19 protein-coding genes and 2 tRNA genes are annotated in these 26,252 nt (G+C 61.5%); 15 read left to right on the top strand and 6 right to left on the bottom strand.

Going from position 1 to position 26,252, the window contains the following annotated elements; genetic code table 11:
• Positions 1-136: 136 nt before the first annotated feature.
• Positions 137-304 carry a DUF6538 domain-containing protein gene (locus tag LF599_RS18320; protein ID WP_404823697.1) on the bottom strand — a complete coding sequence of 56 codons (168 nt, stop codon included), beginning with the start codon at positions 302-304 and terminating at the stop codon, positions 137-139.
• Between the two features lie 144 nt (positions 305-448).
• Positions 449-535: transfer RNA gene (locus LF599_RS12000), tRNA-Leu, on the bottom strand.
• Between the two features lie 161 nt (positions 536-696).
• On the opposite strand from LF599_RS12000, the gene LF599_RS11995 reads away from it, so the two are divergent.
• Complete coding sequence (locus LF599_RS11995; protein WP_279520935.1) at positions 697-1,602, top strand: AEC family transporter; 906 nt, start codon at positions 697-699, stop codon at positions 1,600-1,602.
• An 80-nt stretch (positions 1,603-1,682) separates the two neighbouring features.
• Here LF599_RS11995 and LF599_RS11990 read toward each other — a convergent pair whose 3' ends face one another.
• A complete protein-coding gene (locus LF599_RS11990) occupies positions 1,683-3,383 on the bottom strand; it encodes a methyl-accepting chemotaxis protein (RefSeq protein WP_279520934.1) in 1,701 nt (566 codons plus the stop codon).
• Positions 3,384-3,555: 172 nt separating this feature from the next.
• Here LF599_RS11990 and LF599_RS11985 point away from each other — a divergent pair, with 172 nt between their 5' ends.
• From LF599_RS11985 to LF599_RS11965, 5 genes are all read left to right on the top strand, one after another.
• Positions 3,556-4,773 (top strand): bifunctional folylpolyglutamate synthase/dihydrofolate synthase, encoded by a 1,218-nt coding sequence (locus LF599_RS11985; RefSeq protein ID WP_279520933.1) that lies wholly within the window; start codon positions 3,556-3,558, stop codon positions 4,771-4,773.
• A 13-nt stretch (positions 4,774-4,786) separates the two neighbouring features.
• Positions 4,787-6,193, top strand: coding sequence for an L-seryl-tRNA(Sec) selenium transferase (gene selA / locus LF599_RS11980; protein ID WP_279520932.1), 1,407 nt, complete (start codon positions 4,787-4,789; stop codon positions 6,191-6,193).
• 12 nt (positions 6,194-6,205) lie between these two features.
• Complete coding sequence (locus LF599_RS11975) at positions 6,206-7,588, top strand: aminopeptidase (RefSeq protein ID WP_269942258.1); 1,383 nt, start codon at positions 6,206-6,208, stop codon at positions 7,586-7,588.
• A 228-nt stretch (positions 7,589-7,816) separates the two neighbouring features.
• Positions 7,817-9,724: a selenocysteine-specific translation elongation factor gene (gene selB / locus LF599_RS11970; protein WP_279520931.1), complete on the top strand. Its 1,908-nt coding sequence runs from the start codon at positions 7,817-7,819 to the stop codon at positions 9,722-9,724.
• A 31-nt stretch (positions 9,725-9,755) separates the two neighbouring features.
• The gene (locus LF599_RS11965; RefSeq protein WP_279520930.1) at positions 9,756-10,505 is read left to right on the top strand and encodes a lipid-binding SYLF domain-containing protein; all 750 of its coding nucleotides are present in this window, start codon (positions 9,756-9,758) and stop codon (positions 10,503-10,505) included.
• Between the two features lie 7 nt (positions 10,506-10,512).
• On the opposite strand, the gene LF599_RS11960 is transcribed toward LF599_RS11965, so the two are convergent.
• Positions 10,513-10,588 (bottom strand) — tRNA-His (locus tag LF599_RS11960).
• A gap of 67 nt (positions 10,589-10,655) precedes the next feature.
• Between LF599_RS11960 and murA the strand changes: the two genes are divergently transcribed.
• From murA to LF599_RS11920, 8 genes are all read left to right on the top strand, one after another.
• Positions 10,656-11,912, top strand: a complete 1,257-nt coding sequence (gene murA / locus LF599_RS11955) for a UDP-N-acetylglucosamine 1-carboxyvinyltransferase (protein ID WP_279520929.1) — start codon at positions 10,656-10,658, stop codon at positions 11,910-11,912.
• Between the two features lie 161 nt (positions 11,913-12,073).
• Positions 12,074-14,533, top strand: coding sequence for a DNA internalization-related competence protein ComEC/Rec2 (locus LF599_RS11950; RefSeq protein ID WP_279520928.1), 2,460 nt, complete (start codon positions 12,074-12,076; stop codon positions 14,531-14,533).
• 49 nt (positions 14,534-14,582) lie between these two features.
• Positions 14,583-15,446 (top strand): HDOD domain-containing protein, encoded by an 864-nt coding sequence (locus tag LF599_RS11945; protein WP_279520927.1) that lies wholly within the window; start codon positions 14,583-14,585, stop codon positions 15,444-15,446.
• A complete protein-coding gene (locus LF599_RS11940) occupies positions 15,446-16,327 on the top strand; it encodes an MBL fold metallo-hydrolase (protein ID WP_279520926.1) in 882 nt (293 codons plus the stop codon). The genes LF599_RS11945 and LF599_RS11940 overlap by 1 nt, the downstream gene beginning before the upstream one ends.
• A gap of 111 nt (positions 16,328-16,438) precedes the next feature.
• Positions 16,439-16,834, top strand: a complete 396-nt coding sequence (locus tag LF599_RS11935; protein ID WP_279520925.1) for a response regulator — start codon at positions 16,439-16,441, stop codon at positions 16,832-16,834.
• A 177-nt stretch (positions 16,835-17,011) separates the two neighbouring features.
• Positions 17,012-18,142, top strand: coding sequence for a PSP1 domain-containing protein (locus tag LF599_RS11930; RefSeq protein WP_279520924.1), 1,131 nt, complete (start codon positions 17,012-17,014; stop codon positions 18,140-18,142).
• Positions 18,143-18,187: 45 nt separating this feature from the next.
• Positions 18,188-20,131, top strand: a complete 1,944-nt coding sequence (gene metG / locus LF599_RS11925; RefSeq protein ID WP_279520923.1) for a methionine--tRNA ligase — start codon at positions 18,188-18,190, stop codon at positions 20,129-20,131.
• A gap of 364 nt (positions 20,132-20,495) precedes the next feature.
• Positions 20,496-21,278 (top strand): hypothetical protein, encoded by a 783-nt coding sequence (locus tag LF599_RS11920; protein WP_279520922.1) that lies wholly within the window; start codon positions 20,496-20,498, stop codon positions 21,276-21,278.
• A 54-nt stretch (positions 21,279-21,332) separates the two neighbouring features.
• Here the strand turns inward: LF599_RS11920 and LF599_RS11915 are convergent, their stop codons facing one another.
• Positions 21,333-22,283, bottom strand: a complete 951-nt coding sequence (locus tag LF599_RS11915; protein WP_279520921.1) for a YbgA family protein — start codon at positions 22,281-22,283, stop codon at positions 21,333-21,335.
• A gap of 130 nt (positions 22,284-22,413) precedes the next feature.
• Positions 22,414-22,683 (bottom strand): FeoA family protein, encoded by a 270-nt coding sequence (locus LF599_RS11910; protein WP_279520920.1) that lies wholly within the window; start codon positions 22,681-22,683, stop codon positions 22,414-22,416.
• A 311-nt stretch (positions 22,684-22,994) separates the two neighbouring features.
• Here LF599_RS11910 and carB point away from each other — a divergent pair, with 311 nt between their 5' ends.
• A complete protein-coding gene (gene carB, locus LF599_RS11905; protein ID WP_279520919.1) occupies positions 22,995-26,228 on the top strand; it encodes a carbamoyl-phosphate synthase large subunit in 3,234 nt (1,077 codons plus the stop codon).
• Positions 26,229-26,252 lie beyond the last annotated feature (24 nt).

The following is a 26,252-nucleotide window of genomic DNA, read 5'->3' as shown; positions in this document are numbered from 1 at the left end:
GGGTGCGGGCTGGGCGTAGTGAGATTGTTGATGCTGATGTGTTCGTTTTCTTTCAGAAGGCGGCGGAGCCAGTCATTCATGAACACCGTTATCTGGTCGAAATCATCCATGAAGAGTTCTCCATTCTTCATCTTGGTCAATATTCGGGCTTTGGGTCTGCCTCGTCCAGATATCCCGTCTGTAGGGATATCCTGATTTCGGAGCGGCCCAACGAATCCCGTATGTCTTGCGGGATGACGTGGCGAAAGTAATAGATTGAGCCCTTCCGGTAAAGATGGTTCGGGGAGCGTGCGATTTGCGGCATGTGGCTTCTCCGGCGGTAGACGATTCCGGGTGCTTTGTTTGACCCTGCGGGGTCAAATCACGCCGAAAAGAAGAAAAACATGTAAGCTGCAGAATCAAAAAGAAAAAGGGTTGTAGCTAGTTAGCCACAACCCTTGTTTATATCTGGTGCCGAAGAGAAGACTCGAACTTCCACGGGAATACTCCCACTAGACCCTGAACCTAGCGTGTCTACCAATTCCACCACTTCGGCACGTTCAAGGCGAAAAGGGGTATATATGCACCGCCGACGGTTGGCAAGCTTTTTTTGCGAGGAAAATCGCAAAGGGGCGTACATACGGTGAATAGATATTCGAACGCCTTGAAATTACCGTCGAATGCCGATAAATGGCATTTCCATATCGGGAGTGTGTCATGGAGAATCTAGTGCTGCTGGGCGTCTGCCTCCTGCTGGGTGTGGGGTTGCGGATGGCCGGGATTATCGATGAGCGCGGGACCGCCGGTCTGAACGCGGTCATCATCCATATGTCGTTGCCCGCCCTGGCCCTGCTGCACGTTCATGACCTGCCCATCGGCCCGGAGCTGGTTTTGCCTGCGGCCATGGCCTGGATCGTGTTCGGCGTGGGCTGGCTGTTTTTCACCTTCATGGGCCGCCGCATGGGCTGGGACCGCGCGACCGTGGCCTGCCTCGCCCTGACCGGCGGGCTGGGCAACACGTCCTTTGTAGGGCTGCCCATGATCGAAGCCTTTTTCGGCCGGGAGTATCTCGGCGTGGGTATGCTCTGCGATACGGCGGGGTCGTTCCTGGTTCTGGCCGTGCCCGGCATTCTCTTGGCGGCCGGAGCTTCCGGTCAGGGGGTGCGCGGCCGTGAACTCGTTCGCAGAGTGCTGCTTTTCCCCCCGTTTGTCGCCATCGTTTTGGGCTTCGCCCTTCAGCCGGTGCCGTATCCCGAGTGGGTCAGCGAACTGCTCGGCCGCATGGGGGCGACCCTGAGTCCCCTGGCCTTGCTTTCCGTTGGGCTGACCCTGCGTTTCGGGGCCATCCGGGGAAAGGGCAGAGAACTGCTCGTCGGGTTGGGCTACAAGATGGTCCTGGCTCCCATCCTCATCTTTACCTTATACGTCCTGGTCCTCGGAAGGACCGATATGGTCACCATGGTCACGGTCTTCGAGGCCGCCACTGGGCCTATGATCGCCGGCGGGATCGTCGCCATGACTTACGGCGTCCGTCCCCGGCTGGTGGCGGCGATGCTCGGAGTGGGCATCCCGCTCGCCTTCCTGAATCTGCCGTTGTGGCAATGGATGCTCAAGGCTGTCTGATTCGGATTGTGCGATACAAACAAAAAAAGGCGCGCCGCGGTATTGCGGCGCGCCCTTTTTGTTTCGGGAGGCGGTCCGGCCTAGAACCGTTCGAAGTCTTCGTCCTCCTGAGTGGAACTCATGTCGAGGTCAACCCCCGTCTTTGCGGGCGCAGTCGGTCGGGTGGGCGGCAGTTGCCCCTGGGGCGCGCGGGAAACCGTGGTCCGGGTGGGGCGGCCGACGGTTCGGGTGTCGATGGTGAAGTACTGCATCGCCTGTTGGAGCTGGGTGGCCTGGCTGGTGAACTCGCGGGCCGCTGAGGCCAACTCTTCCGAGGCGCCCGCGTTCTGCTGAATCACACCGTCCAGTTCCTGGATGGCCTTGTTGATCTCACGGGCTCCGGCATTCTGCTCGGAGCTGGCCGCCGAGATTTCCTGGACCAGATCGGCGGTCTTGCGGATGTCGGGCACCATGCGGGTAAGCATGGCTCCGGCTTCGTCCGCCTTGGCCAGGGTGACGGTGGACAGCTCGCCGATTTCCGATGCGGCGGCTCCGCTTCGTTCGGCCAGCTTGCGCACCTCGGCGGCGACCACCGCGAAACCCTTGCCCGCTTCGCCCGCGCGGGCCGCCTCGATGGCCGCGTTCAGGGCCAGCAGGTTGGTCTGTCTCGCGATTTCCTCTATGATCGATATTTTCTCGGCGATGTTCTTGATGGAGTGGACCGCTTCCATGACGGTCTCGCCGCCTTTTTGCGCGTCCTGTGCGGTCTGGTGGGCCATCCGCTCGGTCTGGGCGGCGTTCTCGGTGTTCCGGCCGATCTGGCCGATCATCTCTTCCATGGCGGCGGAGACCTCTTCCACCGACGCGGCCTGGCGGTTGGCTCCGTCGGCCAGGGATGTGGCCGAGCCCGTCACCTCGGAGCTGCCCGAGGCCACCTGGTCCGCGCCGTCCTTGGCCTGGCCCACGATTTGCCGCAGCCGTTTGACCATCACTCCCAGCGAGGCGGTCAGCCTGCCGGGTTCATCGTTGTATCCGGACTCGATGTCGCGGGTCAGATCGCCCGCAGCCACCTGGTCCGCCAGTCCAAGGGCCTCGTTCAGGGGCTGGACGATGGATCGGACGATGAGCAGGCAGACGGGAAGGATCACCAGGGCGAACAGGCCGAGGATCGCCCCGCCTATGCCCCATATATATGAAGAGACGATGTCTTCCATCCTGTTGGTGATGCTCGCCTTCTCCTCTTCCACGTTGTCGAGGTAGACACCTGTGCCGATCCACATGTCGGTGCCCGGAATGAGGGCCGCGTAGGAGAGCTTGGGCTGGTCGCCTTTGCCGGGCTTGGGCCAGATGTAGGTCAGGAACCCGCCGCCGTTGTGGGCCAGGTTGTTTAGCTCGACCACCAGTTGCACCCCGTTGGGGTCCCTGAGGCCGGACAAGTCCTTGCCCTGTTTGGCATGGTCGGGGGGCAGGGCGACGTTGATGGTGCCGTTGTAGACAAAGAAATAGCCGGATTTGTCATCCTCGAAGCGGATGCCGTCCACCAGCTTGCGGATGATTTCGACCTTGGCTTCCGGGCTGTGGGCGTCGGTTATGGCCGTGCCCACGGTTTCCGCCATGGCCTGGGTGGCGACTTCGAGTTTGCGCCTTTCGCCTTCGACCATCGCCTGCGAGGCAAAGTCGACGCCGACGTTTTTGACCTTGTTCACGCCGTCGAGAAAAGCCAGGGTGAACCCTGTGACGAACAGAACGATAAGGCATATCAACAATAAAATTCGGGCCTTGATGGTGAGCTTTCTGAGCATTCGCGTCTCCTTGGATGGTGGGGATGTTCCCGCCTACCACACTTTTATCGATTTGCTTCATGCCGGTGTGCGATTTATAATGGGTTGTTGGGATCGTAACATGCCGCGCCGTCCGCCTTTGGCCCTCGCGCGGGTGTTCCATACCGATCTCTTTCCTGATAGGAAGGCCCTCGTGAAACGCTTCAGCAACTACTCAGAACTTACCGGCTACATGGACAGGCTCGGTCTGTTCCACATGGATTTGAGCCTCGCCCGCATGGAAGCCTTCCGGGATGCCCGGGGGCTGTCAGGCGTGGAGACGGTTCATGTGGTCGGCACCAACGGCAAAGGCTCCACCACGACTTTTTTCTGTTCGCTGGCCCGTGCGCACGGGCTCAAGGTGGGAACATTCACCTCGCCTCATTTCGTCTCCCCCCGGGAGCGCATCCAGGTCAACCGGCGTATGCTCACCGAGGCCGCCTGGGTCGATTTGGCCAACGAAGTCATGGCTGTACCGGGCGGAGAAGACCTCACCTATTTCGAATTTCAGACCTGTCTGGCCATGATCGCCTTCGAACGGGCCGGGGTGGACCTGGCCGTCATGGAGGCCGGGCTGGGCGGACGGTTTGACGCGACCAACGTGTTCCGGCCCGGGCTGACACTGTTCACGCCCATCGGCATGGACCACGAGCAGATTCTCGGTCCCACTCTCGGCGACATCGCCCGGGACAAGGCCGGGGCCATCCACGAGGGCGGAGTGGCCATGACCGGCCCTCAGGAGCCCGAGGCCATGGTCCGGTTGCAGGAGCGCGCCGAGCAGGTTCATGCGCGGCTGGTCTACTCCGTGGACGCTGCCGGACCCGTGGACCCTGCGCGGCTCGGGCTCAAGGGCATACATCAGACGGTCAACGCGCGCCTGGCCCTGGCCGGGTGGCGGTGGTACGCGGCTGGCCGGTCCATACCCACCGACCGCGTCATAGAAGCCTTCGGCCTGGAGAGCGCCTTCCTGCCGGGCCGTTTCCAGCGCGTTGAGCTGGACGACCGGGAGATCATATTGGACGGTGCGCACAACGCTCACGCCCTCAAGGCCCTGAACGCGGCCCTGGACGCCGACGGCATCCGGCCCGGACGGGTGGTTTTCGCCTGCCTGCGCGACAAGACCCTGACCGACATGCTACCGCTCATCCGCACCCTGACGGACGGCCCGATCCTGATTCCGGCTATGGAAGGGGAGCGGGCTTCCGACAACCACGCCCTTGCCTCGGCCATAGGAGAACGGGCGTCGGCGTCGGAGTCTCTGGAAGCGGCGCTGAAATCGGGACCACAGACGGACGGTCCGACACTCGTTTGCGGGTCCTTGTATTTGCTTTCGGAGTTCTATATCCTGTATCCTCGTTTTCTTACCGCCTAACATTGGACTACTCATGAGCAATCTTTTCAGGCACCTGCCTTCCGTGGACGAAGTTCTTTCCGTTCTGGCCGGGGCGGAGGGAATCGACGGGCTCCCCCGGCCGCTGGTCAAGAATCTGGTCAACGAATTTCTGGATATCTGCCGCGAGGAAATTCGCGCGGGGGCGTTCTCCAAGGCCGAGGATCTGTCGGCCAAGGCCCTGGCTCCCCGGATGACCGCCTATGTCCGGTCCAAGGCCCGTCCCCATTTCCGCCGGGTGCTCAACGCCACGGGCGTGGTCATCCACACCAACCTGGGCCGTTCGCTGCTGGCCAAGTCCGCCATTCAGGCCGTGGCCGAGGCGTGCGGGCATTATTCCAACTGCGAGTTAGACCTGTCCACAGGCAAGCGTGGCAGCCGTTATTCCCATGTGGAGCGGATTCTTAGCGATATTACGGGAGCCGAGGCCGCCCTGGTGGTCAACAACAACGCGGCCGCCGTTTTCATTATGCTCGAAACCCTGGCCAAGGGGCGCGAGGTCATTGTCTCGCGCGGCCAGTTGGTGGAGATCGGCGGCTCCTTCAGGATTCCGGACGTCATGTCCAAGTCCGGGGCCACGCTTCGGGAGGTCGGCGCCACCAACCGTACCCACGTGCACGACTACGAGGGCGCCATCGGCGACGAGACCGCCGCGCTCATGCGCGTGCATACCTCCAATTTCCGCGTGGTGGGCTTTACCAAGGAAGTCTCCCTGGCCGAACTGCGCGTGCTGGGCGACCGCTACAATCTGCCGGTCATCGAGGACCTGGGGTCCGGGACCCTCTATTCCCTGGAAGGGGAGGGGCTGCTCGGCGAACCCACGGTGCAGCAGGTGGTGGCCCAGGGCGCGGACGTGGTCTCGTTCTCCGGCGACAAGGTTCTGGGCGGTCCCCAGGCGGGCATCATTGTCGGCCGCCGGGAGTACATCGATCGAATCAAGAAGAATCCGATCAATCGGGCCATGCGCATCGACAAGATGACGCTGGCCGCCCTTGAGGCGACCCTTCGTCTGTATCTCGACATGGCCGAGGCCCGGCGCAGGATTCCCACCCTGAACATGATTACCGCCTCGCCCGAGGCGCTCAAGTCCAAGGCCAGGCGGCTGGCCGACGCCGTGCGCGAGGCCCTCGGGGACCGGGGCGAGGTGAACATGCGAAAGGGCTTCTCCCGCGTGGGCGGCGGGGCCTTCCCCGAATACGACCTGCCCGGCACCATGGTTGCGGTGGCGGTCCGGGGAGTGGCCGTGGAGGACTTGCGCGACGCGCTGCTCGACACCGATCCGCCCCTGGTGGCGCGTATCGAGGACGACGAATTTCTGCTGGACCCGCGAACCCTGGCGTCCACCGAACTCAAGCTGGCCGCCCACGCCCTGGAACAGGCCGTGGCCGTCCTGACAAAATAGAGAGGATTCAGAATGAGCAAGCTGCAACTGGAATACGAACCCAAATCCGCCTGGGAGGCGTTCGCCTCCGACGAGCATCGGAAGGCCATGAACGAACTGGCCGCCGACTATGTGAAATTCCTGAGTGAATGCAAGACCGAGCGGCTGGTCATGGATTACGTGCGCGAAAGAATCGTCGAAGCCGGTTTCAAGGACGACTTCGGCGGGGCGCGGGTTTTCCGTTTCAACCGGAACAAGACCTGCTTCCTGGCCCGCAAGGGCAGGCGGCCCCTGTCCGAAGGGTACCGGTTGGTCGGGGCCCATGCCGACTGCCCGCGTCTGGACCTCAAGCAGCGTCCGCTCTACGAGGACCTGGACATCTGCCTGGCCAAGACCCACTACTATGGGGGCATCCGCAAATATCAATGGCTGACCATTCCCCTCGCCCTGCACGGCACAGTGGTCAAGAAGTCCGGCGAGACCGTTACCGTGTGCATCGGCGAGGACATGTCCGACCCGGTCTTCACCATCACCGACCTGCTGCCGCATCTGGCGTACAAGGAAGTGGTCAAGAAGGTGGAGGACGCCTTCGAGGCCGAGAAGCTGAATGTTGTCCTGGGCCAGTCTCCTGTCTTGTCTGCCGACGACGGTGAAGAAAAGGCCAAGGAGCCGTTCAAGCGCATGGTGCTGGAGATTCTGCACAATCGGTACGGCATTGAAGAGGCGGATTTCCTCAGCGCGGAAATGCAGGCCGTACCCGCGGGTCCGGCTCGTTTCGTCGGCCTGGACGAGTCCATGATCGGCGGCTACGGCCAGGACGACCGCTCCAGCGTGTTCTGCGCCCTTGAGGCCCTGCTGGCCGAGCCCGAGCCGGAGTACTGCCAGATCGTCCTTTTCTGGGACAAGGAGGAGATCGGCTCCGAGGGAGCCACCGGCGCCAAGTCCTATTTCTTCGAATACTGCATGGAGGAGCTGGTGGAGGCCTGGGAACCGGGCGCGCGCCTGTCCGCCGTGCTGATGAACGGCTCGGCCCTGTCCGCCGACGTGTCCGCCGCCATGGACCCGGACTACAAGGACGTGTACGAGCCGCTCAACGCCGCGCGGCTGGGCTATGGTCCCTGCTTCAACAAATTCACCGGCCATCGGGGCAAGGTAGGGGCCAACGACGCCCATCCCGACTTCATCGGTTGGCTGCGCTCCATTTTCGACGGCGCGGACATTCCCTGGCATATGTCCGAGCTGGGCAAGGTGGACGCGGGCGGCGGCGGCACCGTGGCCAAGTTCCTGGCCGTGTACGGCATGGACGTCATTGACGTGGGCGTGCCGGTCCTGTCCATGCATTCGCCCTTCGAGCTGACCTCCAAGGCAGACATCTACGCCTGCATCCTGGCCTTCAGGGAGTTCCTGAAGCGGTAGCGGCGGGCGGCAAAACGCAAATGAATGGGCGGCGGGAAACGATTCCGCCGCCCTTTGCGTTTCCCGGACACGTCTTCATGGTCCGGGGATTGCTTTGCTGGATCGCCGAAGCCCGATGTTTCGAACGTCCGGGACGACGCTCGGCCTTGTTACGCGGCCCGTTTTTCCCTACCATGTCTTTTCGTCACAATTTGAATCTCAACCAGAACGCAGCGGGGAAAACGCACTATGCCCGTCATCATGGGAACCGCAGGCCACATCGATCATGGCAAGACCACGCTCATCAAGGCTCTCACCGGCATCGACTGCGACCGGTTGTCCGAGGAAAAGAAGCGCGGCATCACCATAGAACTGGGGTTCGCCTTTCTGGACCTCGGCGAAGATAACCGCCTCGGCATCGTGGATGTGCCGGGGCACGAGAAATTCGTCAAGAACATGGTCGCGGGAGCGGCGGGCGTGGACTTCGTGGTTCTGGTCATTGCCGCCGACGAGGGCATCATGCCCCAGACCCGCGAGCATCTGGAAATCTGTCAGCTTCTCGGCGTGTCCGCCGGGCTGGTTGCCCTGACAAAGATCGACATGGTCGATGAGGAATGGCTGGAGATGGTCAAGGAGGAGGTGGCTGCCTATCTCGAACCGACCTTCCTCGGCGGCGCGCCCATCCTGCCCGTGTCGGCTCATACCGGCCAGGGGCTCGACGAACTCAAGGCCGAACTCAGAACGCTGGTGGCGGAGTTCAAGCCCCGGCGGCGTTCGGACCTGTTCCGTCTGCCCGTGGACCGTGTCTTCACCATGAAGGGGCACGGCACAGTGGTGACCGGAACCATGATCTCGGGTTCCATCTCTTTGGGCGAGGACGTGACTTTGTATCCGGGCTCGACCACTTCCAAGGTGCGAGGGCTGCAATCCCACGGCGAAACCGTGGAGACGGCCCAGGCCGGGCGGCGCACCGCCGTGAATTTGGCGGGCCTTGAAGTGGACGACGTCCATCGTGGCGACGTCCTGGCCAGGCCCGGCTCCCTGTTTCCGTCCGATGTCTGGGACATCGAGCTGACCGTGCTCGAATCCTCCCGCCTGCCGCTCAAGCATCGTCGGGAGATTCATTTCCACCACGGCGCGCGGGATATCCTGGCCCGCATTTATCTGCTGGACCGCGACGAGCTTGCGCCGGGCGAGACTGCCGTGTGTCAGGCGCGTTTCTCCGAGCCCATGGCCGGAGTGTGGGGCGACCGGGTCGTGCTGCGTTCCTTTTCACCCTTGCGCGCCTTTGCGGGCGGGCGGGTCATCGGCCCCGCCGGGCACCGCATCAAGCGTTTTTCCAAGGACGTGGAGCTACTCGGACAACTCGCCTCGGACAAGCCCGAGGAAGTGGCCGCGGCCCAGTTGGAGCTGGCCGGGCCCAAGGGCGTGAGCTTTGCCGAGCTGCTGACCATGACCAACCTGGAAACCAAGGGGCTGGAAAAGACCCTCGGTCTGCTTGGCGGCCAGCAGCGCGCCGTGCTTTTCGACAAGGAGGCCCGCCGGTATGCGGGCGGCGCGCTGGCCGACAGGCTCGCTTCGGAACTGCTCGACTTCCTGGCGGAGTTCCACCGAAGGGAATCCATGAAACCCGGCGTGCAGCGGGGCGAACTGGCTTCGTCATGGGGCCGGGACCTGCCGCCCAAGCTCATGCACTTCCTTCTGGAGCGGCTGCTCAAGAAGGGCGAGATCGAGATCGATCAGGATGTCTTCCGGCTCAAGGGGCACAAGGTCTCCCTTGCCTCGGATCAGGCCAAGGTGCGCGAGACCATCCTCGGAGCCTATGCCGGGGGCGGGGTCACGCCGCCGAATCTCAAGGATGTCCTTGACCCCCTCGGGATGACCGCCAAGCAGGCCGCGCCCGTGCTGCGGCTCTTGCAGGACCAGGGAGAGTTGGTCCGCGTCAAGGACGACATGTATTATCACGCCCAGGCCCTGAACGGGATACGGGACGGGATCGTCGGCTTCTTCGTCGATCACGAGGAGATGTCCGCGCCGGACTTCAAGGATATTACCGGGCTGTCCCGGAAGTATCTCATTCCGGTCCTGGAATATTTCGACAAGGAAAAATTGACCGTGCGCGTGGGCGACGTTCGCCGCCTGCGCAAACGTTCTTGACAGGGTAGGACGCACACTTTAGGGCAGGGCTATGTCGATACGCGTAACCTACATCGTGTCCGTTTTGCTGTTGCTGGCCCTGCTTGCCGGGTGCGGAGTCTCGTCCGCGAAGGGGGCGGCCACCGACCGTGGAACGGCCCAGGCCCTTGTGGACGAATCCTCCGGGCTGCTGACCCAATGGCTGGAGAAAGACAAGGACGGCCGGTTGCGCAAGCTGCTCGATCAGGCCAGGGGGGTTGTCATCCTTCCGGCGGTGGGAGATGTGAGCTTCTTCTTTTCGCTTGGCGGCGGCAACGCGTTGCTGGCCGCCCGCACCGATCAGGGATGGACCGGCCCGGTCTTCATGTCGAGGACTTCCGTTGGCTGGGGGTTACAGGCGGGCGTGACTAAACAGTCCGGCCTGATGATCGTCATGCACGAGGACGACGTCCGTTATATCCTGGAGACGGGCGCGGTGTTGCGCGGTCAGGCCAGGATTGTCGCCCTGAACGCCGAGTACGACGTCAACGAGACTCCCGAGTTTTACGAGTCCGGGGATATCTATTTCGTGGGAGAGCGTTCCGGCCTTTATGCGGGCATGGCCCTGAACACCGGCGGTTTTTCCAATCGCATCGGGCTGAATCAGGCATTCAGCGGCGTGGAGGGCGGTGCCCCCGACGCCATCCTTTTCGAGAAGAAATTGAGGCCCCACGGCGCCGGGCGGCTGCTGGAGCTACTCGACGGAGCCGGTTCCTCCTCTCCGGAAAACGAAAAGGACGGAACCGAAGTTCCGCCCTTATGAGTTCGTCTGGGGTGAGTGATGGGACTTGAACCCACGGCCACCTGGGCCACAACCAGGTGCTCTACCAACTGAGCTACACCCACCGTGTGAGGGGCTGGTTTAACCAAGCTTTTTCTCACGGTCAAGCAAAAGAATCAAAAAAGGATACACATGGATAAACTTATCATTGAGGGCGGCGTTCCGCTGCAGGGCAGCATTCAGGTCAGCGGCGCGAAAAACGCGGCCCTGCCTATTCTCATGGCCTGTCTCCTGGCCGAGGGAAAGGTGTCCCTGACCAACGTTCCGCGTTTGGCGGATATCCGCACCTCCTTGAAGCTGCTCAACATCCTCGGTTGTGAAACCACCTTCGAGGACAACACTGTCACCAGTCTGTGCACCGGGCTCAAGCCCGAGGCCCCCTATGATCTGGTCAAGACCATGCGCGCTTCGGTTCTCTGCCTCGGTCCGCTTCTGGCGCGCCTCGGCGAGGCCAAGGTCGCCCTGCCCGGCGGCTGCGCCATCGGCGCGCGCCCCGTTGATCTGCACCTGCGCGGCTTCGAGCGCATGGGCGCGGAATTCGAGATTACCGAAGGCTACATCAAGGGAGTTTGCAAGTCCGGCCTCAAGGGAGCCCGGATCACCCTGGACTTTCCCACTGTGGGCGGCACCGAGAACATTCTCATGGCCGCAACCCTTGCCGAGGGTGAAACCGAGATCGAGAACGCAGCCCGTGAGCCCGAGGTCGTTGACCTGGCCAATTTCCTCAACGCCTGCGGAGCGAAGATCACCGGGCAGGGGACCAGCGTCCTGCACATCGAGGGCGTGTCTGCCCTTAAAGGGTGCGAGTACCGCATCATGCCCGACCGCATCGAGGCCGGGACCTACATGGTCGCCGCGGCCATCACCGGCGGCGAACTGGAAATTCTGGACTGCCCGTTCCATGACCTGGACGCGGTCAGCTACAAGCTGCGCGAGATGGGCCTCTGGCTCCAGGAAGAGGAGAATTACGTCCTGGTCCGCAGGGCCAACGGCCTGCTTGAAAACGTGGACGTGACCACGCTTCCGCATCCCGGCTACCCCACGGACATGCAGGCCCAGCTCATGGCGCTCATGTGCTTCGGCAAGGGCACCGGGACCATCGAGGAGAAGATTTTCGAAAATCGTTTCATGCACGTCCTCGAACTGGTCCGTCTGGGAGCGGATATCCGGCTCAAGGGGCGCACCGCCATGGTTCATGGCGTGGGCAAGCTCAAGGGCGCGCCCGTCATGGCCTCCGATCTCCGCGCCAGCGCCTCCCTGGTCCTGGCCGGGCTGGCCGCCGAAGGCACGACCACCATCGAGCGCATCTACCACCTCGATCGTGGGTATGAAAATATCGAGGCCAAGCTCTCCGGTGTGGGCGCGAGGATCAAGCGCGTCAGCGGTTAAGTTGTAATAATGTGAAGGCAAGGCCGGGGTCAGCAATGATCCCGGCCTTTTTGTATGCGTCTTTGGTTGAGGAGCGGGAGGAATTCCGCCTCTTTCTCAACGGGCGGCTTCCTGATAACGGAAGGGGGGTGAGGGATGCTTGCTGGACATACGACGCGTCGATGCCGGGGTTGTTGCCGTGGCAGACCTATCTGCTTGCCTTTGTCATAGGAATTCTGGGGATTCGTTTTCCCCTTGCCGCCGTCGCGGCCCTGTCGCTGCTGGCCGTGGCCGATAGCGTGTTGCGCGGATCGGCGTGCCGGTTGCCTGTGTGGGCTGTGATCCTGTGCGCGTTTTTCGGTTTCGCGTATGCCTCACAACGGACGCCTACACTGCCTGACGCCATACCCGAACGGGTGGCGGCCAGAAAAGCCGTGGTCCTGGAAGGGGTGGTGGACAGGGCCGAGCCGCGTACCGGGAATCGGTTGCGGGTGATCCTGAAGCAGGTGATTTTGGACCGGGAGGACGGCAAGCCGGGCGAGCCCCTGCCCGGCGGGGTGGCCCTGTCCCTTCGCAACACGAATTACGCGCCTCTGCCCGGCCAGCGTGCGCGTGTCGTGTGCCGGGTGGTGCCGGTGCGCAGTTTCGGCAACCCCGGGATGTGGGATTTCGAATGGTACTGGCAACGGCAATCCGTTTTTTGGCGGGGTTGGCCGGTGAGCCGGAACAAGCCTGTCTGGGGTGAACGGCCCGCGCTGTCCCTGGCCGGAATGCGGGCGGGTCTGCGCGCGCTGGTGGCCCGAACCCTGCCGGACACACGGGGCGGGGCCATGGTACTGGCGCTGACCACGGGCGACCGTTCGCGTCTGGATCAGGCCACCATGGACGCCACCCGAAGTGCGGGACTGGCCCATACCCTGGCCCTGTCCGGCCTGCATGTTGGATTCGTGGCCGCCATGGGGTTTGCTTTGGCCTGGCTGGCCGGGCGGTTATGGCCCGGCCTGCTGCTGTATCTGCCGCGTCCCAAGCTGGCCGTGCTTCTGGCCGCGCCTCTGGTTCTCGCCTACGCCTGGCTCGGTCAGCCGTCCGCTTCGCTGATCCGGGCGTCCGTCATGTTCGGCTTCTGGGGAGTCCTGCTGCTTCAGGGACGGGGCAGGGTGCTCATGGACGGACTGTTCTTCGCCCTTGCGGCCATAATTTTCGTCTCGCCTCTGTCCGCGTTCGATCTCGGGTTGCAGATGTCCCTGGCCGCCGTGGCCGGGATCGGTCTGCTCTATCCTCTTTTCCGGTCCCTCTTTTACGTCGGGCGCAGTCTGCCGGCGCGTCTGTTTTATTGGGCGGCGGGCGTGATCGCGGTCAGCGTCTGCGCCACCGTGGCCATCATGCCGCTGGTTTCCGTGTATTTCGGCACGTTTTGCCCTAATCTCCTGCTCAATTTGATCTGGCTGCCGGTGCTCGGGTTCGCGGTCATGCCCCTCGGACTGCTTGGAATGTTGTTGACCGTTTTTGGCTGGACAGCACCGGCCGGAGCACTCCTGTTGGGGTGGGCCGCCCGCATCGCGGACGGGCTGCTCCTGTTGCTCGACGCGGCGCAGGGAGCCGGGTTTACGCCGGTCTTCGCCGTCCTCCGTCCCATGTGGCCGGAGCTGCTCGGCTTTACCCTGCTTCTGGTGACGGCGGCTGTTTGCCTGCGCGGGCGGCGGGTTCCGGTCCTGCTCGCCGGGATCGGCTTTGTTCTGCTCGTTGCGCCCCATGTTCAGGTCATGGCCGAGGACAGCCGCGACCGGACGAGCCTCGCCATGCTTGACGTGGGGCTTGGTCAATCCCTTGTCGTGTCCCTGCCCGGCGGGCATCGCTGGCTGGTGGACACCGGCGGAGGATCGCCCACCTTCGATCTGGGCGAGGCCGTGGTCGGGCCGAGCCTGACCATAGGCAGGCCGCCCCGGCTGGACGGCATATTCCTGTCGCATCCGGATGTGGACCATAGCCATGGGCTGCCGTTTTTCATCGAGCGTTTCGACGTGGGCGCGTTCTACACGAACGGCATGTTGCCCCGAGGCCTGACCGGCAAGCGTTTGCGGCGGGTCCTGCCCGGGAGTGGAGTGGTCCCCGTCGCTCTGTCCACCGGGGATTCGGTGGAATTGGCGTCCGGCGCGAGGATGGTCGTGTTGCATCCGGGCGAAGGGTGTGATGAGACCAGGGCCAACGAGCGATCGCTCGTCCTGCGCCTGGAACGTGACGGACGCCCCCTGGCCTTGCTGCCCGGGGACGTGGGAAGCAGGGGCATCCGCGAACTGCTTGGCGGCGGGATGGACCTGTCGGCCGAGGTTCTGGTTCTCCCGCATCACGGTAGCCGGGGCAGCTTCGTCAAAGGCTTTTACGCGGCGGTGGGGCCGGAGGCGATCCTCTGTTCCAACGGGTTCATGAACCGATACGGGTTTCCGGCCCGGGTGGTGAAGGAGGCGGCCTGTGCGGCGGCGGAGGGCGGAGTCTGGACCACGGCCCGGAATGGCCGGGTGGTTTGTCGGTGGGATGGTTCGAACGGCGTGTTGTTGGTTTCGCCTTGGGTTGCGGGCTCTGCTTGCCAGAGGCACACTCCTGATATAGGAGTGCGGATAGGTTCTGTTTCTAGAATGGATTGAGTGCGGTCGGCTGCGCCTTGGGAGCGCTCCGGCAAAGACGGATGGATTCATGAACGACGACGTCAGACGGAAAATGCTTGAAGCCGTGGAGAGGATGCCCGCCTTTCCCGAAAGCGTGCACCAGGTCGTGGAATTGGCCGGGGATATCAACTGTTCCCAAAAGGATCTGGTTGAGGTCATCAAGCTGGACCCCGTCTTCACGCTCAAAATCCTGCGTCTGGTCAATTCTCCTTTTTTCGGGCTGTCCCGCGAAATTTCATCCATCAGTCACGCCAGTGTCTATCTCGGGCTGAACACGCTCAAGAATGTGGCCCTGGGGCTGGCCGCAGTGGGGGCCATACCCAAGTCCGCGTCCCGGCGGATGGATATGGGCGCGTTCTGGCTTCATTCCCTGGCCGTGGCCGCCTGCGCCTCCATGCTCGGCCGCAGGCTCGGCGTTCCCCGCGACGATGCGGCCGATTATTTCGCGGCGGGCCTGCTGCACGATATCGGCAAGGTTGTCTTCGCCCTGTATATGCCGGACGAGTACGCGACCATCGCCAGCGAATGCGCGGAGCCGGGCACCGTCCTGCACCGTTGCGAGTTGAAGACCATAGGGATTACCCATGCCGACATAGGCGGGTTGCTGGCCGGGAAATGGCATCTGCCCGGTGAACTTCGGGAAGCCATCGCCACCCACCATTCCCTCGGCGATGGCGGGGATTCCCTGGTCAACGACTGCCTGTTCGCCGCCAACCAGATAAGCAAGAAACTTTCCTTCGGCTCGGCCGGAAACTACGAAGTGGAGCCGCTGCCCCCCGGGGTGGCCGACCGTTTCGGCGTGACCATGGACGAGCTTGTCGCGGATCTGCCTTCCCTGGGCGAGGAAGTGGAGAACGCACGCATTTTCATCAAGCTTGGGGAGGCCCGCTGATGCGTATTCGGTTCCGAGGCACGCGCGGCTCACTGCCTGTTCCCGGACCGAAAACCGTCCGGTACGGAGGCAACACCACCTGCATTGAGGTGCGGGGGGACCACGGCGGGCTGCTCATCCTCGACGCGGGAACCGGCATCCGGGGGCTGGGACGGGAGCTGGTCGCCGAAGGGGTCGCGTCCTGCGATATTTTTATTACCCATCTCCATTGGGATCATATCTCCGGGTTGCCGTTTTTTCTCCCGCTTTTCCTGCCCGGCCGCCGCGTGACCCTTTACGGTCCCGCCGATCCCCTGAACATGACCGGCATCGAGGCCGTGCTGGACCGGCAAATGGAATACCCGTTTTTCCCGGTGCGAGCGGCCGAACTTTCCGCCGATCTCGAATGCCGCACTCTGGCCGACGGCGAGACCGTTGACCTGGGGTTCGCCCGGGTCTCTCCGCTGCTCATGAATCACCCCGCGCCGAATTTCGGCTATCTGGTGCAATGCGACGGCAAATCCATGTTTTTCACCGGCGACCATGAGCCGTTCGTCAACATCTACTCGCCGGAAGACAGGGATTTCGAGATGTATGCGTCCCTGGTGGAACAGCGCAATCGGACCATTCTCGACCGTTTGCGAGGCGTTGATCTGCTTGTGGTGGACGCCCAGTACACCTCGGAGGAGTTCGCCGTTAAGCGGGGGTGGGGGCACGGCTCCATGGATTCCGCTCTGGAAATGGCCCGCGACGCAGGTGCCGGGCTTGTCGTGTTGACCCATCACGACATGGAGCGCACGGACGAGGACCTGGACGAACTTGAAGCCCGTTTGCGGGCCAGATGGAAGGGGAGCGGCGTGCGTTTCGAGCTGGCCCGGGAGGGCATGGAGCTCGAACTGTAGGGGGTGCGCCGTGCCGATTCCGCCAGGGCGAACTGTTGCGTTTTTCTTGAGAAAGTGACATTGAAACGTAACTCCGACCCAGAGATGGTCAGACAGATAGGAGGGCGAGACATGAAAGCGTTGATCGTGGATGACGATTTTTACAGCAGGAACATGATCCATGAGATCCTGCGCCAGGTCGCCAAATGCGACATCGCCGTGAATGGCGAGGAGGCCATCGAGGCCTTCAGACGCGGTCTGCTGGACAAGGAGCCCTATGACCTGGTCTGTCTCGATCTGCTTATGCCCGAACTGGACGGCCAGCAGGCCCTGCGGGAAATCCGCGCCCTGGAACAGGAGCACGGCATAGGTCCGCACAGCGAGTCCAAGGTCATCGTCACCACCATGCTCGCGGACGAAAAGGAAACCCACGACGCTTTTTTTCTCGGAGGAGCCACCTCCTATCTGGTCAAGCCCATCGACGAAGAGAAGCTCATGAGCGAGATCAAGAGCCTGGGGCTCATCTGAAAAAGGCCTTCGGGCCGATTCGAAGATATTACAGCCGGATGCCGTGCCATGAGGCGGCATCCGGCTTCGCGTTCCCAAACGGATTTGAAGTTGAAGCCGTTTTCTAATATGTTGTTCATCTTTGCGCGATACTCACTCCCTCCACAGACGGGGGGCTTTTATATAGGATACTAATCCATGAGCCAAATACTTGGTGTTAAATTTAATGATTACGGACAGGTGTATTATTTCGGCTCCGGCCCGTTCGTAGTCCGCGAAGGGCAGCACGTCATCGTCAAGACCGATCAGGGCATGGGACTGGGCAAGGTCATTCTCGTCCGCCAGGCCCCCAAGGAGGGGAGCGGCGAGGATGAAGACGGCCACAAGGTCATCTACAGACTGGCCAATGACAAGGACATGGAGGCCGTAGCCGAAAACGAAGTCCTGTCCAGGGATGCCTTCAAGTTCTGCCGCGCCTGCATCAGCAGCCACAAGCTGGGCATGAAGCTGGTGGATGTGGAGGTCTTTTTCGATCGCTCCAAAATGGTCTTCTATTTCACTGCGCCGGGCCGCATAGATTTTCGCGAGCTTATCAAGGATCTGGTCAAGGAATACCGTACCCGTATCGAGCTTCGGCAGATCGGCGTTCGCCACGAGACGCAGATGCTCGGAGCCATTGGCAACTGCGGCCAGATGTGCTGCTGCCGCCGGTTCATGCGCAAGTTTGTGCCCGTGACCATCAAGATGGCCAAGGAACAGAATCTTTTCCTTAATCCTACTAAAATTTCAGGCATTTGCGGAAGGCTGCTCTGTTGTCTGAGCTTTGAGCAGAAGGGATATGAGGAGTTTCACGGCATGTGTCCGCGCGTGGGCAAGAAGTACCAGACATCGCTTGGTACAGTGAAGGTCCTGCGGTCCAATTTTTTCAAGAAATCCCTTTCCTTGCTTGACGAAAATTTCGAAGAGCAGGAAGTTTCCATTGACGAATGGAATGAAATAGTTAACAAGCCGCCGAGCGACGCGGCCAAGGCGGAAGCCAAGGCCCGGGTCGCTGCTCCCAAGGGGCGCAGAGGCGGTCGCCATCCCGTGCCGTCCGGCGCGGCGAGCGGCAAAGGCGGCAAACAGCCCGCCCAGCCCGAACAAAACGCGGAACCCGTTACAGAGGCCAAACAGGTCAGGGACGAACGCAAACGTCGTCCCCGCAAGGACGTTCCACGCAAGGCGGGTGGCCCCGAGCAGGCTGCCGCCGGTTCCGACGAAGGCGACGACGCCAAGTCCAAGCGCGCACGCAGACCCAGAAGGCGCAGACGCAGGCCTCCCAAGAAGTAGCGCCCGTTCGGGCGCACGATTTCGCCACGACAAGGAGAATCCGAATTGCAACGCTTTTACATCACCACGCCCATTTATTACGTGAACGCCAAGCCCCATTTGGGCCACGCGTATACCACCACCGTGGCCGATTCCCTGAATCGGTTTCATCGGCTCATGGGCGAGGAGACTTACTTTCTGACCGGCACCGACGAACATGGAGACAAGATCGTCCAGGCCGCGGAAAGCAACGGCCAGACTCCGCAGGAGTATGTTGACGTCATCAGCAAGCTCTTCGAGGACCTCTGGCCGAACATGAACATTTCCAACAACGACTTCATTCGTACCACTCAGCCGAGGCACAAGGAAGTCGTCAAGCAGATTCTGCAGAAGGTCTATGACGCCGGAGATATCTATTTCGGCGAATACGGAGGCCATTACTGCTTCGGCTGTGAGCGGTTTTACACCGAGAAGGAACTGGTCAACGGACTGTGCCCGGACCACCAGACCAAGCCCGAGTACATCGCGGAGAAGAACTACTTCTTCAAAATGTCCAAGTACCGCGACTGGCTTCTGGAACACATCGAGACGCATCCGGATTTCATCCGGCCCGAGCGTTACAAGAACGAGGTCGTTTCCCTGCTTGAATCCGGTGAGCTCGAAGACCTGTGCATCTCCCGTCCCAAGTCCCGCCTGACCTGGGGCATCGAGCTGCCTTTCGATTCCGATTACGTCACCTATGTCTGGTTCGACGCGCTCATCAACTATGTGGCCGCTCTGGGATACCCCGACAGCGACAAGTTCAAGAAATTCTGGCCCGCAGCCAACCATCTGGTGGCCAAGGATATCCTCAAGCCCCATGCGGTGTTCTGGCCGACCATGCTCAAAGCGGCCGGAATTGAGCCGTACCAGCACCTCAACGTGCACGGCTACTGGCTGGTGGAGGACACCAAGATGTCCAAGTCCATCGGCAATGTGGTCGAGCCTCTGGCCATGAAGGATGCCTACGGTCTGGACGCCTTCCGCTACTTCCTGCTGCGCGAGATGTCCTTTGGCCAGGATTCCAGCTTTTCCGAAAAGGCGCTGGTCGGCCGTCTCAACGCGGATTTGGCCAACGATCTGGGCAACCTGTTCAACCGCACTCTGTCCATGACCCACAAGTACTTCGGCGGCCAGATTCCCAGCCCCGACGTGGAGGACGTGGTGGACGCGGAGATCAAGAAGCTTGGTCAGGACGCCATGAAGTCCTTCCAGGATTTCTTCTCCGAACTGAAGTTTTCCCGCGCCCTTGAGGGATTGTGGGAACTGGTGCGCGGCCTGAACAAGTATATCGACGAGACCGCCCCTTGGACGCTCTTCAAGGAGAACAACACCGGGCGGTTGTCCACGGTCATTTACGTGCTCCTTGAGAACATGCGCAAGATCGCCGTGCACCTGTGGCCGGTCATGCCCGAGGCGTCCGAGAAAATGCTCGAACAGCTCGGCATCGCTTTTGCCCCGGAAAAGGTCAACCTGCCCAAGGAGCTGGACGTCTGGGGCCTGCTGGAGTCCGACATCACCGTGGCCAAGACCTCCAATCTCTTCCCCCGTGTGGATCTGCCCGAGGAAGAGGCCCAGGAAAAGCCCGCGAAGAAGGCCAAGAAAGCTTCCAAGAAGAACGACAAGGCGGCGGAAGAGACTGTCTCCGAGATCGAGTTCGAGGACTTTCAGAAGGTCGACCTGCGCGTGGGCACGGTCAAGTCGGTGGAGAAGCATCCCGACGCGGACCGGCTTCTTATCGTCAAGGTCGATACCGGCGACAAGGATCTGCGTCAGGTCGTAGCGGGCATAGCCGACTTCTTCACGCCCGAGGACCTCGTCGGCCGACAGGTGGTCGTGGTCGCCAACCTCAAGCCCCGCAAGCTGCGCAAACAGCTTTCCCAGGGCATGATCCTGGCCGTCAAGACCGACAACGGCATGGAGCTTCTCACTCCCTCCGGGGAGGTCGCTCCCGGCAGCAAGGTCAGCTAACCGCCGAAATTGAATATCCCGCTGAAAGGCCCTCGTTTCGGGGGCCTTTCTTTTTGGGAAACGGAGCGTTCATGCCGCGCATTCGTCGGGCGTGGCGCGTTGTTTTCCGTTTTGCCCGGACTACTCGCATGAGGCGGGGGCGCAGGACGGCAAGGAATCCATTTTAAGTGGGCATGTCCAGGAGGCAAAACCTCGGTGGGAGGGTGCGGCTCCATTTCCGGTTTTTTCGGACATCGGCCAATTCCCCGTGAAAATGGCTCATTCTTCGTCTTTTCCCTTTATCGATCCTCTTTTGGCAAAGTGTTTGCAATATTGCCTGTCAGGTATGCTCGAAGCGTCAAAAAACGGGCTGCCGAGGTGTTGTATGCGTGTTGAACCAAGGACAATTTCGCCCGGCTGGGGCGATACGGAAAAGCATCCGTTTGCGCACGGCGTTGTCCGCTTCGATGGGATTTGGAGCCTGGACGAGGTGGAACGCGCGGTGAACGAGCGTGGGCTGTCCGCTTTGGCCTTCGAAGACGTCGCCATGTTCGCGGATCATGCGAAGGTCGTGGCCATGTGCCTGGACATGCGCGTGCGCGACCTGAACGTCCTTTGGAGCGCGCGGATGGACACCGTGCCCACGGGTGGGCTGCTCAAGGCCATGCGGTTGGCTGGCTGCCAGCGATTGGAAATGCGCCTTGACCCGGACGAGGCCGTTGAAGGGTTGTTCTGGGCCAGACGATACGGGTTTGAGGTATGCATCCGCAATCTGGAAGGTGCGTCCTACGCCGCCGAGAGAATCTCCTACACCGTGGCCGAACGTGAGGCCATAACGGACCGTTTGCCGGGGTTGCACGCGGCCCAGTTCGATCTGGCCGTGGCCTATTTCCAAGCGGGGCGTCTTGGCGACGTCATGCTGCCGTTGGGCAAGGCCATGACCCTGCGTTTTCCCATGAACGACCTGTGCCTGAATCTGCTGGCCTGTCTCTCCGCTGCCAAGCACTACCCGGATCAGGCGGCGGGACTGTTGGATCAGGCCGGGTATGGCTGCCCGCATCCGGTGATTTTTCGGAATAGGGAGTTGCTGCGGACATGGCTGGCCGGTGGAGGCGATGTAAAGGGCGTGCGGCTCAACCTGGAGCCGGAGCATTCTGCGTTTTCGTAGCGTGCAAAATTTTGAAGCAGGAAGCCCCCGCAACGGTTGTCGCGGGGGCTTTTTTCATGCGTGGTTGCGCAGCTTGAGGTCCAACGGGTGGGGGGCGAGGTAATATTGGTCGCGCAGGTAGCGGACGTCGTACTTGCGTACATAGTGGTTGAACAGCGTTACGGGCACGATAAGCGGGACCAGTTCATTGCGGTAGCTCTCTATAAGTTCGAGGCATTCCCGTTTTTCGTCGGCGGAGAGCAGCTTCTTGAAGTAGCCGAGGATGTGCATGAGTACGTCCACGTTCTTGCGTACCGTGGGTTTGAGGGCCATGGCCCGGGCCAGCCGGTCATGATAGCGGCGGAACAGGGCGTCGGAGTTTCCGTTTTCGGCCACTATCCGGCCCAGTTCGCGGTAGCCGGTCACGTCGTGGGATCGAATGAGCATCTTGTGACGGGTGTGGAAGTCGATGAGTCCTCGCCGGGAAGGGGAGTTGTCCAGAAATTGCTGCCAGCGGCGCTCGGTGAAGATACGCTCGATGAAATTGGCTCGCAGGCCGATGTCGTGCAGACGGCCGTCGTCCTCCACGGGGAGCAGGGGAAATCGTTTCATGACCATGGCGGCGAAGATGCCGACGCCCGCATAGCTGGCGGGCTGGCCGCCAGATTCGCGGTAGACCTTGACCCGGCCTATGCCGTTGGACGGTGATTTGGCCTTGAAGATGAATCCGCACAGTCGGGCCTTTTCCAATTCCGGGAGGAAGGATTCGGCCCAGGCGTGCATGGTGTCGGTCCAGTCCCTGCCGGTCTGCCGTCCCTTGAGACGGGGGCTTTTCGGATCGCCGACCAGGCGCACGGCTTCTCTGGGCACGCCCATGCCGCAGGCCGCCTCCGGGCACACCGGGACGAACTCCAGGTATTTGGCCAGAGTCCCGGTGAGATGTTCGGCCTTGGCCGTTGTTCCGTCGTAGCGGACCTTGTGACCGGCCAGACATGCGCTGATGCCGATTCTGATGGTGTCGGGCATGTGAAGCTCCGGGCTTTTCCTTAGATTAGCACCGGGCTGGAGCAACGGACAAGTATAATCGGCTATGGGCGGGGAGCGTGAAAGACCGTCCGGGTGGACGGCCTTCAATAAGAAACGTCGAAGGGGAGAACTAGGACGCTCGGGCGCGCGGACCGGGACAGCATGTGCACCGGGGGCCTTCGTCCGAGGAGTCGAGCACGGCCAGGATTTTTGCGGCCAGACCGCAACATAACACTACGTCGGAGCCGCGCACACGCACTCGGCACCCCTTGGAGCCGCCGCTCAGCACCGTTACCGGGCAGCCGGGGGTCATGCCCAGGGCGAGCATTCTGGAGCGCGCCTGACGGCCGCCGTCTATACCGGAAATACGTACAACAGAGCCGGTCGGAAATTCTGTCAAAGGCTTTTGCATCGCTGAATAATCCCTCAAAGATTGCGTTGAGGTTGAGAATAGGTATCAACAATGGGCCTGTCAACGGGAATCTGCGAACTTTAAGCCGTTGCTTGCAAACTTGCTCAGGATGCTTAGGATTGGTGATGGGTTGTCTCCTTTCGTCTACGGTCGCGCCGATATAACCGTTGCGTTTCGGGGGATAACCTTATAATAAAGTTTGCTTGTCCGGCGGGCGGCGGTGGTGCCTTGCCGGGCTGAGGGAACGGGGCTGCGCGCTTCCCTCGAATACCGCCGTAACTTCAACTACTTCGAGCATAATGCCCAAACGCACAGATATTAAGAAGATCATGCTGATCGGGTCCGGCCCCATCGTCATCGGCCAGGCCTGCGAGTTCGATTATTCCGGTACCCAGGCCCTCAAGGCGCTCAAGGAGGAGGGGTACGAGGTAGTCCTGGTCAACTCCAATCCGGCCTCCATCATGACCGATCCGGAGCTGGCCGACGCTACCTATATCGAGCCAATTGAGCCCGAAACCGTTGCCCGAATCATTGAGAAAGAGCGTCCCGACGCTCTTTTGCCAACTTTGGGGGGGCAGACCGGGTTGAACACGGCCTTGGCCGTGGCCGACATGGGCGTGCTCGAAAAATATGACGTCGAACTCATCGGCGCGGATATCGACGTCATCAACAAGGCGGAATCCCGTGAGGAATTCCGCGCCGCCATGCAGAACATCGGCCTGGGGATGCCTGAGAGCGGCATCTGCCGAAGCATGGACGATGTCCGCGAGTGGGGCGAGAAGATCCCGTTTCCGATCATTGTCCGGCCCGCTTACACTCTGGGCGGCTCGGGCGGCGGCGTGGCCTACAACATGGAGGAGCTGGAGCAGATTTGCGCCAACGGCCTGGCCCTGTCCATGAAGCACGAGATCATGCTCGAACGCTCCATCCTCGGCTGGAAGGAGTACGAGCTGGAGGTCATGCGGGACAAGAAGGACAACTGTGTCATCATCTGCTCCATCGAGAACCTGGACCCCATGGGCGTGCACACCGGCGACTCGGTGACCGTGGCCCCGGCCCAGACCTTGACGGACGACGAGTATCAGCGCTTGCGCGACGCCTCGCTGGCGGTCATGCGCGAGATCGGCGTGGAAACCGGCGGGTCCAACGTCCAGTTCGCGATCAATCCCGAGGACGGCGAACTGATAATCATCGAGATGAACCCGCGCGTGTCCCGTTCCTCGGCCCTGGCCTCCAAGGCCACAGGCTTCCCCATCGCCAAGATCGCGGCCAAGCTGGCCGTGGGCTACACCCTGGACGAGATTCCCAACGACATCACCCGCGAGACCATGGCCTCCTTTGAGCCGGCCATTGACTATTGCGTGGTCAAAATTCCCAGGTTCACCTTCGAGAAGTTTCCCGGCACCGATGATTATCTGACCACGGCCATGAAATCCGTGGGCGAGACCATGGCCATCGGACGGACCTTCAAGGAGGCGTTGCAGAAGGGCCTTCGCTCGCTTGAAACCGGCCATTTCGGTCTGGGCGGCGAGTTCCATGACCTCGAATTCGACAAGAACGAGATTCTCAAGCTTTTGCACCGCCCCAACTCCCAGCGCATTTACGCCCTGCGCGGCGCGCTGTTGTGCGGCATGACCGAGGAGGAACTGCACGAGGCCACCAAGATCGATCCGTGGTTCCTGCGCCAGTTCGCCGACATTATCGCCATGGAGCGCGAGCTTATCGAGTTCGGCAAGCGCGAGGGCGTGACCCCGGAGGCCGACGGCATGGCCGAAATGCTTCGCAAGGCCAAGGAGTTCGGTTACTCCGATCCGCAACTGGCGGCTATGTGGAGGATCAGCGAGGATATGGTGCGCTCCCTGAGAAAGGAGCTTGGCGTCCAACCCACCTATTATCTCGTTGATACCTGCGCTGCGGAGTTCGAGGCCTATACTCCATATTATTACTCCACTTACGAGAGTGGGCAGGAGAACGTCCGCGAGGACCGCAAGAAGATCGTCATCCTGGGCGGCGGACCGAACCGCATCGGCCAGGGCATCGAGTTCGACTACTGCTGCTGTCATTCCTCCTTCACGCTGAAGGAGCTGGGCGTGGAGTCGATCATGGTCAACTCCAACCCGGAAACCGTCTCCACAGACTACGACACCTCGGACAAGCTCTACTTCGAGCCCCTGACCTTCGAGGATGTCATGAACATCATCGAGTTCGAGAAGCCGGACGGCGTCATCGTGCAGTTCGGCGGCCAGACCCCGCTCAACCTCGCGCTCAGGCTGATGAATGCGGGCGTGCCGCTCATAGGCACCAGCCCGGACGCCATCGACCGCGCCGAGGACCGTGAGCGGTTCAAGCAGTTCCTGAACAAGCTGAATCTCAGGCAGCCGGCCAACGGAACGGCCATGTCCATGGTCGAGGCGCGCGAGATCGCGTCCAAGCTCGGCTTCCCCCTGGTCCTGCGCCCGTCCTACGTGCTCGGCGGCAGGGGTATGGACATCGTCTACTCCATGGACGAGTTCGACCACTATTTCCGCCATTCGGCTCTGGTTTCCCCGGAGCATCCGACCCTCATCGACAAGTTCCTCGAATACGCCATCGAAGTGGACGTGGATGCCCTTGCCGACGGCGAGGATGTCTATATCGGCGGGGTCATGGAGCACATCGAGGAGGCGGGCATCCACTCGGGCGACTCCGCCTCGGTGTTGCCGCCGTACTCCCTGTCCGCCGAGCTCATTCGCGAGATCGAGCGGCAGACTATCGCCATGGCCAAGGAGCTGGGTGTTGTCGGGCTGATGAACGTCCAGTTTGCCATCAAGGACCATGAGGTCTACATCATCGAGGTCAACCCGCGTGCCTCGCGCACGGTGCCCTTCGTGTCCAAGGCCACGGGCGTTCCCCTGGCCAAGCTGGCCACCCGGGTCATGCTCGGCGAGAAGCTCAAGGACCTCAATCCCTGGACCATGCGCAAGAGGGGACACGTCTCGGTCAAGGAGTCCGTGTTTCCGTTCAACCGCTTCCCCAACGTGGACGTGCTGCTTGGACCCGAGATGCGTTCCACCGGCGAGGTCATGGGCATCGACCCGAGTTTCGGTCTGGCCTACATGAAGTCGCAACTGGGCGCGGGCCAGAAGCTGCCCACCTCGGGCACGGTCTTCATGTCCGTCAACGACTGGGACAAGGCCAAGATCGTGCTGGTGGCAAAGGACTTCGAGGCCATGGGCTTCAAGATCGCGGCCACGGGCGGCACCGCTGAGTTCCTGGCGAGCAAGGGCGTCAATGTGGAGAAGGTCCACAAGGTTCACGAAGGCCAGCGGCCTCACGTGATCGACCATATCAAGAACGGAGTCTTCGACCTGGTCATCAATACGCCCTCGGGAAAAAAGACCGTGGGCGACGCCAAGATGATCCGTCAGAATGCGCTTCTGTACGGCCTCCCTTATACCACTACGGTGTCCGGGGCGCGTGCTGTGGTGCAGGCAATATGTGAATTGAGACAAACCGGGCTGCAAGTGAAGAGCCTGCAGGAATATTACGGCTAGCAAGCCGGACACACGAGAGAGTCT

Origin of the sequence: Pseudodesulfovibrio thermohalotolerans (assembly GCF_021353295.2) — a bacterium.
GTDB classification, from domain to species: Bacteria; Desulfobacterota; Desulfovibrionia; order Desulfovibrionales; family Desulfovibrionaceae; genus Pseudodesulfovibrio; species Pseudodesulfovibrio thermohalotolerans.
Note: the sequence above shows the minus strand (reverse complement) of the source record. Positions and strands in the feature narration are given on the sequence as shown.

What these genes read in the sequence shown, in the direction of transcription:
- murA (WP_279520929.1), top strand. Translation starts at nt 10,656, where the DNA reads ATGGATAAACTTATCATTGAGGGCGGCGTTCCGCTGCAGGGCAGCATT.
- LF599_RS11990 (WP_279520934.1), bottom strand. Translation starts at nt 3,383, where the DNA reads ATGCTCAGAAAGCTCACCATCAAGGCCCGAATTTTATTGTTGATATGC.
- LF599_RS11920 (WP_279520922.1), top strand. Translation starts at nt 20,496, where the DNA reads ATGCGTGTTGAACCAAGGACAATTTCGCCCGGCTGGGGCGATACGGAA.
- LF599_RS11975 (WP_269942258.1), top strand. Translation starts at nt 6,206, where the DNA reads ATGAGCAAGCTGCAACTGGAATACGAACCCAAATCCGCCTGGGAGGCG.
- LF599_RS11930 (WP_279520924.1), top strand. Translation starts at nt 17,012, where the DNA reads ATGAGCCAAATACTTGGTGTTAAATTTAATGATTACGGACAGGTGTAT.
- carB (WP_279520919.1), top strand. Translation starts at nt 22,995, where the DNA reads ATGCCCAAACGCACAGATATTAAGAAGATCATGCTGATCGGGTCCGGC.
- selB (WP_279520931.1), top strand. Translation starts at nt 7,817, where the DNA reads ATGCCCGTCATCATGGGAACCGCAGGCCACATCGATCATGGCAAGACC.
- LF599_RS11965 (WP_279520930.1), top strand. Translation starts at nt 9,756, where the DNA reads ATGTCGATACGCGTAACCTACATCGTGTCCGTTTTGCTGTTGCTGGCC.
- LF599_RS11945 (WP_279520927.1), top strand. Translation starts at nt 14,583, where the DNA reads ATGAACGACGACGTCAGACGGAAAATGCTTGAAGCCGTGGAGAGGATG.
- LF599_RS11915 (WP_279520921.1), bottom strand. Translation starts at nt 22,283, where the DNA reads ATGCCCGACACCATCAGAATCGGCATCAGCGCATGTCTGGCCGGTCAC.
- selA (WP_279520932.1), top strand. Translation starts at nt 4,787, where the DNA reads ATGAGCAATCTTTTCAGGCACCTGCCTTCCGTGGACGAAGTTCTTTCC.
- LF599_RS11940 (WP_279520926.1), top strand. Translation starts at nt 15,446, where the DNA reads ATGCGTATTCGGTTCCGAGGCACGCGCGGCTCACTGCCTGTTCCCGGA.
- LF599_RS18320 (WP_404823697.1), bottom strand. Translation starts at nt 304, where the DNA reads ATGCCGCAAATCGCACGCTCCCCGAACCATCTTTACCGGAAGGGCTCA.
- LF599_RS11995 (WP_279520935.1), top strand. Translation starts at nt 697, where the DNA reads ATGGAGAATCTAGTGCTGCTGGGCGTCTGCCTCCTGCTGGGTGTGGGG.
- LF599_RS11950 (WP_279520928.1), top strand. Translation starts at nt 12,074, where the DNA reads ATGCCGGGGTTGTTGCCGTGGCAGACCTATCTGCTTGCCTTTGTCATA.
- LF599_RS11935 (WP_279520925.1), top strand. Translation starts at nt 16,439, where the DNA reads ATGAAAGCGTTGATCGTGGATGACGATTTTTACAGCAGGAACATGATC.